The organism is Mycobacterium sp. Aquia_216, from assembly GCF_026723865.1.
Taxonomy (GTDB): domain Bacteria; phylum Actinomycetota; class Actinomycetes; order Mycobacteriales; family Mycobacteriaceae; genus Mycobacterium.
On record NZ_CP113529.1, the window covers coordinates 1,806,037 to 1,814,154 of the forward strand.

Annotated in this window: 9 protein-coding genes and 1 tRNA gene; 5 read left to right on the forward strand and 5 right to left on the reverse strand. The window is 64.7% G+C overall.

Annotated features, from left to right (window positions below):
- Positions 1-45: 45 nt before the first annotated feature.
- The 3 genes from OK015_RS08555 (at position 46) to OK015_RS08570 (ending at position 1,639) form a co-directional block, all read left to right on the forward strand.
- Positions 46-699: an HD domain-containing protein gene (locus tag OK015_RS08555; protein WP_268130713.1), complete on the forward strand. Its 654-nt coding sequence runs from the start codon at positions 46-48 to the stop codon at positions 697-699.
- Positions 700-920: 221 nt separating this feature from the next.
- A tRNA-Met gene (locus tag OK015_RS08560) sits at positions 921-997 on the forward strand.
- Between the two features lie 348 nt (positions 998-1,345).
- On the forward strand, positions 1,346-1,639 hold the full coding sequence (locus OK015_RS08570; protein ID WP_268130715.1) for a DUF4235 domain-containing protein: 294 nt from the start codon (positions 1,346-1,348) through the stop codon (positions 1,637-1,639).
- A 73-nt stretch (positions 1,640-1,712) separates the two neighbouring features.
- Here the strand turns inward: OK015_RS08570 and OK015_RS08575 are convergent, their stop codons facing one another.
- The 5 genes from OK015_RS08575 to OK015_RS08595 form a co-directional block, all read right to left on the reverse strand.
- Positions 1,713-2,780: a YihY/virulence factor BrkB family protein gene (locus OK015_RS08575; RefSeq protein ID WP_268132544.1), complete on the reverse strand. Its 1,068-nt coding sequence runs from the start codon at positions 2,778-2,780 to the stop codon at positions 1,713-1,715.
- 154 nt (positions 2,781-2,934) lie between these two features.
- Positions 2,935-3,960: a phosphotransferase gene (locus OK015_RS08580; protein WP_268130717.1), complete on the reverse strand. Its 1,026-nt coding sequence runs from the start codon at positions 3,958-3,960 to the stop codon at positions 2,935-2,937.
- A 25-nt stretch (positions 3,961-3,985) separates the two neighbouring features.
- Positions 3,986-4,819 carry a hypothetical protein gene (locus OK015_RS08585; protein WP_268130719.1) on the reverse strand — a complete coding sequence of 278 codons (834 nt, stop codon included), beginning with the start codon at positions 4,817-4,819 and terminating at the stop codon, positions 3,986-3,988.
- A 19-nt stretch (positions 4,820-4,838) separates the two neighbouring features.
- Positions 4,839-5,471 (reverse strand): TetR/AcrR family transcriptional regulator, encoded by a 633-nt coding sequence (locus OK015_RS08590; RefSeq protein ID WP_268130721.1) that lies wholly within the window; start codon positions 5,469-5,471, stop codon positions 4,839-4,841.
- Between the two features lie 259 nt (positions 5,472-5,730).
- Positions 5,731-6,219: a glutathione peroxidase gene (locus tag OK015_RS08595; protein WP_268130722.1), complete on the reverse strand. Its 489-nt coding sequence runs from the start codon at positions 6,217-6,219 to the stop codon at positions 5,731-5,733.
- Between the two features lie 149 nt (positions 6,220-6,368).
- Here OK015_RS08595 and OK015_RS08600 point away from each other — a divergent pair, with 149 nt between their 5' ends.
- On the forward strand, positions 6,369-6,680 hold the full coding sequence (locus tag OK015_RS08600) for a hypothetical protein (RefSeq protein ID WP_268130724.1): 312 nt from the start codon (positions 6,369-6,371) through the stop codon (positions 6,678-6,680).
- A gap of 394 nt (positions 6,681-7,074) precedes the next feature.
- Positions 7,075-8,034, forward strand: coding sequence for a methionyl-tRNA formyltransferase (locus tag OK015_RS08605; RefSeq protein WP_268130726.1), 960 nt, complete (start codon positions 7,075-7,077; stop codon positions 8,032-8,034).
- The last annotated feature ends 84 nt before the right edge of the window (positions 8,035-8,118 follow it).

Consider the following 8,118-nt stretch of genomic DNA (forward strand, 5'->3'; position numbering starts at 1 on the left):
TCACTCGGGCCCGCGCACACTGGTTACCAAGACCAACGAGAAGGCGTGACCATGACTCAGTCCATCGAGACCATTGCCGGCATCGCGATACCCGACACCCCGCTGGTGCGCGAGATCACTGCCCACATCCGCGATGCCGAAGACGACCTACTTTTCGATCACTCCCGCCGGGTGTTCTTGTTCGGGGCACTGCAGGGCCGCCGCCGCGGGCTGGAACCGAACCTGGAGCTGCTCTACGCCGGGGCGATGTTCCACGATCTGGGCCTCACCGAGCGCTATCGCACCTCGACGCTGCGCTTCGAGGTTGACAGCGCCAACGCGGCGCGGAAGTTCCTGCTGGAGCACGACGTTGATCAGGCCGACGCCGACAAGGTGTGGCTGAGCATCGCCTTGCACACCACGCCTGGCATCCCCGAGTTCCTGGAACCTGAAGTCGCCTTGGTGACAGCCGGTGTCGAAACCGACGTGCTGGGTATCGACCGCGACGAGCTTTCGCCGGAGGCTCTTGCCGCCGTCACCGCGGCTCATCCGCGCCCGAATTTCAAGCAGCGCATCCTGACCGCGTTCAACGACGGCATGAAGCACCGCCCGCACAGCACCTTCGGCACCGTCAACGACGACGTGCTCGCGCACTTCAACCCGGCGTTCACCCGCGAGAACTTCGTCGACATCATCCTCAGCAACACCTGGCCCGAATAGCGGCCCCAAGCCAAGCCGCCGCACGAGTTGCCCGAGTTCGGCGAACTCGCCGACAAGTACGGGCTGACCTACGGGTCGCCGGCTTGGATGGACGACATCGCGCAGCGATACGGGCTGAACCCCGCCTTCCCATTGAGGTGAGCACTGACCGGGGCCGTTACCCCCGCTGAGCGCGCGATTTGGTCGGCTCGACACCAGGCCGGTAACCTTGCATTTACCGACGCGGGGTGGAGCAGCTCGGTAGCTCGCTGGGCTCATAACCCAGAGGTCGCAGGTTCGAATCCTGTCCCCGCTACCAATGTGGTGTCGCAAGACATCGGAATAGCCCCGAACCTACGTTAGGTTCGGGGCTTTTCCGTGTGGGGCTTTCGCTGCTCGGCGAGCGCGTAGGCGACTTCGTAGGGGCAGTTGAGGCGGTCGGGCACGCTGCTGGGCACCGGACTTGGCTTGGCCCAGACGATTTCGTTGCGAATGATCCAGCCGCCCTCCTGCAAAGGTCAACGTCGGATTCTTGCCGTCCGACCGCAGCCGCGCGGCAAATCATGCTGGCCCCGAAGGGTGGGCTGCTCGACAGTCACTGTCGCGATTTGATGACCGTGCTACCGGGTACTAGGGCCGAGCAGACCCCGGACTTCGAGAGGTGTTCATGAGCGCAGGTTCTAAGGCGTTGTACCTTCCCCTATCAACTGCCGCTAGCGTGGCGGGCGGACTGTTGGCCGGCGCGCTGTTCAACCGGCTCTGGAAGCGGTTTGGTGACGCTGACCAGCCCCCACCGGATCCCAAGGATCTGAGTCGCTCGACCAGGACGGCGCTGGTCGCTGCTGGCTTGCAAGGCTTGCTGTTTGGCGTAGTCCGCGGCGCCGTGGATCGGATCGGAGCTCGCAGTTATCAAGCTCTCACTCACGAATCCCCAATTGAGCGGCCTGCCGAGTCGGGCTGATTGCGGAAGGGGCCAACGTGACGATGGTCGCCGCCCCATCTGTTAGGCCACGACGCGTCGGGGCCGCCGGGTGCTACTCGTGACGTCCTCGCGTGCGGCGCAGGTATCGTCCGCGTCTGATGTCCTTCTTTTCAGCGGCCTCGTTCTTCTCGACGACGCGCGTGTCTTTTGGAGGAAGCTGCAATTCTCGTTCGGCGCCAATCCCTGCCTGCAGCTGTCGCCCCCGTTCGAGTTCTGCGTCGAGTTCAGCGCCGAACAACAGAGCCAGATTGGTTATCCAGAGCCACAGCAAGAACACGATGATGCCGGCGAGTGCGCCGTAAGTCTTGTTGTAGCTGCCGAAATCGCTGACGTAGAAGCCGAATCCGACTGAGGCGAGCGTCCATATCATAATGGCGATCGTCGAACCGACGCTGAGCCAGCGAAACTTCGGCTGGCGCACGTTCGGGGTGACGTAGTACAGGATCGCCACCACCAGCGTGACCAGGACCAGGATCATGGGCCATTTGGCAATGGACCAGGTCATCTGAGCGGCATGACCGAGCCCGATCGCACTTCCGACGGCCTGAGTGAGCGAGCCACTGATCGCGAGCATGAACGCCACCGCCGCTGCCAGGATCAAGGCTGCCACGGTGAGCGCCAGTTGCATCGGGCGCAGCTTCCAGAAGGGCCGGCCCTCGGCAATCCCGTAGACACGATTCATTGCCCGTCCAAACGCGCCGATATATCCCGACGCCGACCACAGCGCCCCCAGAATGCTGAAGACCAGCGCGAAACCTGCCGAACGGCTGTCCACGATCTGCTCGATGGGCTGGCGGAGCATGTCGACTGCCGAGGCGGGGACGACAACGCCCGCCGCGTCCAGCAAGGCGTTGGTGGTGCGCCGGCCTTCGCCGAACACACCGAGCAGCGACACCATCACGAGCAGCGCCGGAAATACGGACAACACCCCGTAGTACGTCAGCGCGGCGGCCAGATCGGTGCATTGATCATTGGTGACTTCGCGGGCGGTCTTTCGCAGCACGTAGAACCATGAAGCCCTGGTCAAGTCGTCCGGGGACTCCGGCTTGCTCGGGTCGTCAGGGTCGGGCGCTCGCTTCCTGCGCTCGGTGAGTGCATCTTCCGTTTCGCCGGTGGCCATATCCATCGGTTCCCGCCAGCTAATAGATCCACACGCAACCTGGGATCGCAACGTTCGGAGAGGACAGCCCGGTAGACCCTTCTGGCTGCGCGCCGTCCCCGCAGCTGCGGAGACGATCGAGACGCTCTTTCCGGGCCGGTTGAAGACTCCGCGGTCAGACGCCGAGCAGCGAGAGCACGTTGTGGTCGAGCACAGCCTGGGCAAATCGGATGCTCATCGCATCGCGGATCTCGGCCGGCTGCATCGCCTCGGGTGTCAGGGCGTAGATGATTCCGTACAGGGCGTGGCGACGATAGGCGTCCCACGCGACGTCGAACGTCTCCGCGGCAGACCCGCGCGCCGCAAGGTAGGAGCGGAGCAGGCGCTCCTCGGCGCTGCGCCGGTCCTCGCTGCTGAGCGCCCCGATCAGGAAGAATGCGACGTCGTGGTAGGCGTCACCGCGTCCGGCGAACTGCCAGTCGAGAAAGCGTGGCTCGCCGGCCGCGTCGAGGTAGACGTTCGTGAGGTTCGCGTCGCCGTGGATGAAACGGCGCGGCCTGCGGTCCTCGTCGGCCCACATGGCCTGGAACCCTGCGAGGAGGCGCTCGCGGCTCGTCAGCACTCGGCCGACCGCGCCATGCAGATTGTCGGTGCGCCCGTCGCGCTGCTCCGCGGCCAGTGCATACGCCATCGGCCGGTAGTGAGGCGGGGCGTCGAGCCAGTCCACATCGAGATCGGTCCGCGCGTGCCAGCGGGCGAGCAGCTCGAGGGCCGCGCCCACCTGGTCCACCGAAAGCGGCTGGCGCGCATCGCAGAAGGCCGCTCCCTGGGTGGCGAGGTCGTCGAGGATCACGATCCCCTGGCCCGAGTCGTCGTCGACCCCGGCGAAGTGACAGGCGCTCAGGCCCTCACCCAGCAGCGGCGCGACGTCGCGGTAGAAGCGTGCCTCGGCCTGGTACCCGGGCGCCATGAAGGCGAGCATCTCGGGCACGAACCCACCCTTGACGCACAGACGCGACGGCAACTCGTCGCCACCGGACGCGTAGACGACGTCGAGCATCACCTTCGTCGCGGTACCCCATACGACGCCCGTCGTCGAGGCGGCCCGGACCCGTACCTCGCGGCCCGGGGTCGACATGCTCGCCCCGAGCCATTCCGGCGTGATCTGCTCGACCTGCAGCGGCAGTGCGGCGCTCGGCATCAGTCGCTCCCGGCCTTGTACGTAATCACCCGCGCGAGGGAACACCGACCGGCTCGCGGGTCCCCGAGTCGCGGGCCGCGATCTCGGCGCGCAGCCGAGCGAACTCAGCGATCACCGCCGGGTCGGTGATTTGCTCGGCCGGGGGCTCGGCGGCCTCCCGGACGATCGCCTTCCACGTCAGCGGTGTCATCACGATCACCCAGGAGAAGAAGGTGACCGTGGGGATCCACCAGGGGATCAGGCCGTTGTATGCGATCAGCCCGTGCTTGGCGAAGAACGCCAGGACGCCGGGGAGGAAGGAGCAGCCGACGAAGACGCTGAAATAGCCGGTCCAGCGCGGAAATACGGGATTGGCACGTCTGTCGGTCAGGATCGCCGCCGCTGCGGCAAAGCACCAGACCTCGAAGCTGGTGCCCGGAATCGTCCAGAGCAGCCAGAACAGGTCGTTGAGCAGTCGAATGCTCTCGCCCGACACCGTGTCCGGGCGGAACGCGGCGAGTCCGCCCGCCAGACAGAGCATCACGCCGTTGATGCACGCCGTCACGGCGCACGCCATCTGGATGTGGAACAGGATCGGGTGCTCCGGCGAAGCCCGACGCGTCTGCGTCGCCACGGCGGCCCCCCAGGTGATCATCAAGGCGGCGCCGAACACCACCATGGCCATCCCGATGCGGATGCCGGTGGCGTGTGCCTGGTACGACGCGACGACCGCCGCGACGCTCTTCTCGGGACTGTTCACCGGGATCATGCGTGCGAAGAGGATCACGCCGAAGCCGTAGAGCGCGGCCAGGGCTGGCCCGGTTGCCACGCACACCAGCTGAATCCTGCGTCCCATCGCAACCGTCGCGTTCGAGCTCACGGCATGAGACTATAGGCGATTATGCGCCTTGTGTCGAATCTGCATCATATGTCGCACGTTTTCCCAGCCCGGCAGCTGCCAGGAAGTCGAACCCGGTGTCGATCGTCTCGCGGACGGTCAGGCCACTGGCGCGCCGCATGAGCAGCGCGGAGCGCGTGACCCCGATCATCGCCGTCGCGATTACGTAGCAGCGGATGTCGGACTCCGGATCGAACCCCCAAGCCTCGGCGAAGAATCGTGCGATCTCGTGCTCCCAGTCGAGCATCATCGCCGTGAACCGAGCCTGCAGCGCGGGGTCACTGGTCCATACCTGAACGTGAGCGGCCACGAGTTCGTCATCTGACTCCTCGAAGCTGGCCATCGTGCCGGTCAGTACGTCCCGCGCGACCGACCACGGGTCCTCCGTCGGGAGCGCCTGGCGGAATCGCTCGCGCGCGAGCCCGAAGAGCTCGAGGATGTCGCCCATCGCGACGTCCTCTTTGCTGGCGAAGATGCGATGAAACGTCGCCCGGTGGAAATCTGCGGCCTCGGCGATCTCCTCGACGGTGGTGGCTTCGAACCCCCGCTCGAGGAACAGGTCGAGCGCGGCCTTGGTCAGCGCGCGACGCGTCTGCGCCTTCTTGCGCTCTCGGCGGCTGGTCGGTTCGGCCATCACAGCACCATACGGCGTCGAGCAGTCGGTGTACCCGCGTCAACGCCTGCACCCGAGCGCAATAGGATTCGGCGCGAATATGAGTCAGTGAACACGGCCGGGACGCGAGCGCGCGGTGATTCGCCTAATGCGCTATTCGGTGGCTGGCTATCGATAAGGACGATTATCCATCGCATACGACTATCGGAAAGGCGCGCCAATCATCCAGTGATGAATCGAATGGCCCTCGAGAACTTTCCGGGGGCCATTTTCGTGCCGCCTATCGCGGCAGTACGGCCTCAATGGCGGTGATGACTTCCGGGGCGTCGGGCGCGGTGCGGGGCCGGAATCGGTTGACTACCTCGCCGTCGGGGGAGAGCAGGAATTTCTCGAAGTTCCATTGGATGTCGCCCGCTCCGCCCTCGGCATCGGCGGCCTTGGTCAACTCGCTGTACAGCGGGTGGCGGTCATCGCCGTTGACGTCGGTCTTCGCCAGCAGCGGGAACGTCACTCCGTAGGTCGTCGAGCAGAACTCCTGGATCTCGTCGGCCGTGCCCGGCTCCTGGCCCATGAACTGGTTGCACGGGACGCCGACGACCGTCAGGCCACGGTCGCCATAGTCCTTGGCCAGTTTCTCCAGCGCCGTGTACTGCGGCGTCAGCCCGCATTTGGAAGCTACGTTGACGACTAGCGTTGCGCCGTCTGACAATTCGGCCAGCGTGGTCGATTTGCCGTCGAGGGTGATCAGGGCGATGTCTTTGAGGGTCACGCGATGACGCTAACAGGCCGTCGGCAGCCTGCTGTGGGGCGACGACCAAGGAATGCGGCCGTTCGCCGCCAGTCAGAAGTGGGTAAACGACCCGGTAGCGCGCGGAGCGTCAACTTTGTCAACAGGTCGCTAGTCGGAAGGCGGATCGCATGGGTAGTCACGAAGGTGGCCGGTGGGACATCGAAATTGAGAACAACGCGGTGCATGTTGAGCGCATCTCTGACAGCGACGAGCAGGTATTCGAAGATTTTTTGTCATCCGAGGAGGCCCGCAACCTAGCGGGGCTTTTGACGAAATTCGCCGACAAGCTCGACGAGTCCGAGGGCTCCGATAGCTCCGACGATGAATCAGACGACTCCGACGAAAAATCAGACGACTCCGACGACGAATCAGACGACTCCGACGAAAAATCCAAAAAGTCCGACGAATCTGACAAATCCGATAAGTCGGATAACGCCTAGCAACACGCAGAGACGGGCCGGCTCAGGCGATTGTCCGGGCTGACGAGTCCTCAGTCCGTGACGCCCGCGGCGAAGCCGGACGGCTCGGCGGGTAGCTGGCCGACAAGCGTTTGCCCCGTCCGGACGAGGTGCCGGCCGATTGCGGTTGGCCACGGCCGCCCCTGGCCTGCGCGATCTGGTCGGCCGGCATTCGCCCAGCGCGGAGAAGAAGACGCCGGCATCTCGTCGCCGGATCATCGGCACCGGGTCCGACCGGCGTCTGACCTGGCGGAGTAGTCCAGCAACCGCCCCGGTTCCACAACTTAGGGGAGGCTAACGTAAGCTCCTCAAGGCGGCGCTCGGAGCAAAGTGCATAGCCCGCCGGCCAGCCGCGAACAGTTAGGGGGTTTCCTCAATGCGCATCGTGTCGTTCGGGTTCCAAACCTGGGGGTACAAGACCCTGCAGGCGTTGATCAACCTGGATCACGAAGTGGTGCTTGCCGTGACCCACCCTGCGAGCGAGGAATGTTACAAGGCGATCTGGTCTGCGCCGGTCGAAGAACTCGCACGCCAGCACGACATCCCAGTCCATTTCACTGGGCGGGTTGACGCCGAGACCATCGATTTGGTCAAGCGCGCTGAACCCGATGTCATCGTCGTCAATAGCTGGTACTACCGGATGCCGGAAGAGCTCTATGAGATTCCGCCGCACGGCACCCTGAACTTGCACGATTCGCTGCTTCCAAAGCTCACCGGGTTTTCCCCTGTCCTGTGGGCGTTGATCAGCGGCGAGTCTGAGGTCGGGTTGACCATCCATCGGATGGACGAGGGTCTGGACACCGGGGACATCCTGGTACAGCATTCGCTGCCGATCGGTCCCACCGATACCGGCACCGAGTTGGTCATGCGAGGCATGGAGCTGATTCCAGGTGCGCTGGCCGAAGCGCTGAGCGCGCTGGAGTCCGGCACCGCGGTCTGGCGCCCGCAGAACAAGGCCGAACGGACGTACTTCCACAAACGTGCGGAGCGCGACAGTTTGATCGACTGGAGCTGGCCGGCCGATGATCTCGAGCGATTCGTCCGCGCACTCTCCGACCCCTACCCCCGGGCGTTCGCCTATTACCGCGGTGAACGGATCGAGATCCTTGAGGCGCGCGTTTCCGACGCCCGTTACGGCGGTACGCAGGGCCGGGTCATGGTGCAGGAGGAAGGCGGCGCCGTGGTCTGCGGCCCCAATGCGTATCGAGGCTGCAACCACGGCCTGTTGATCACTCGCGTTCGCTCCTCGGACGGAGTCGAGTGCAGTGGGGACAAGTACTTTCGGCGCGGGGGCTACTTGGACACTCACCCATATTTCGGCCAACAGGATGGCTGAGGAGAGGCTGGCAGCGGGCCGTGCTGCCGGGTAGCGAACTGGCGCTGGGAGTCGGATGCAAAGCGTTGCCTGGGCACTTCCGCT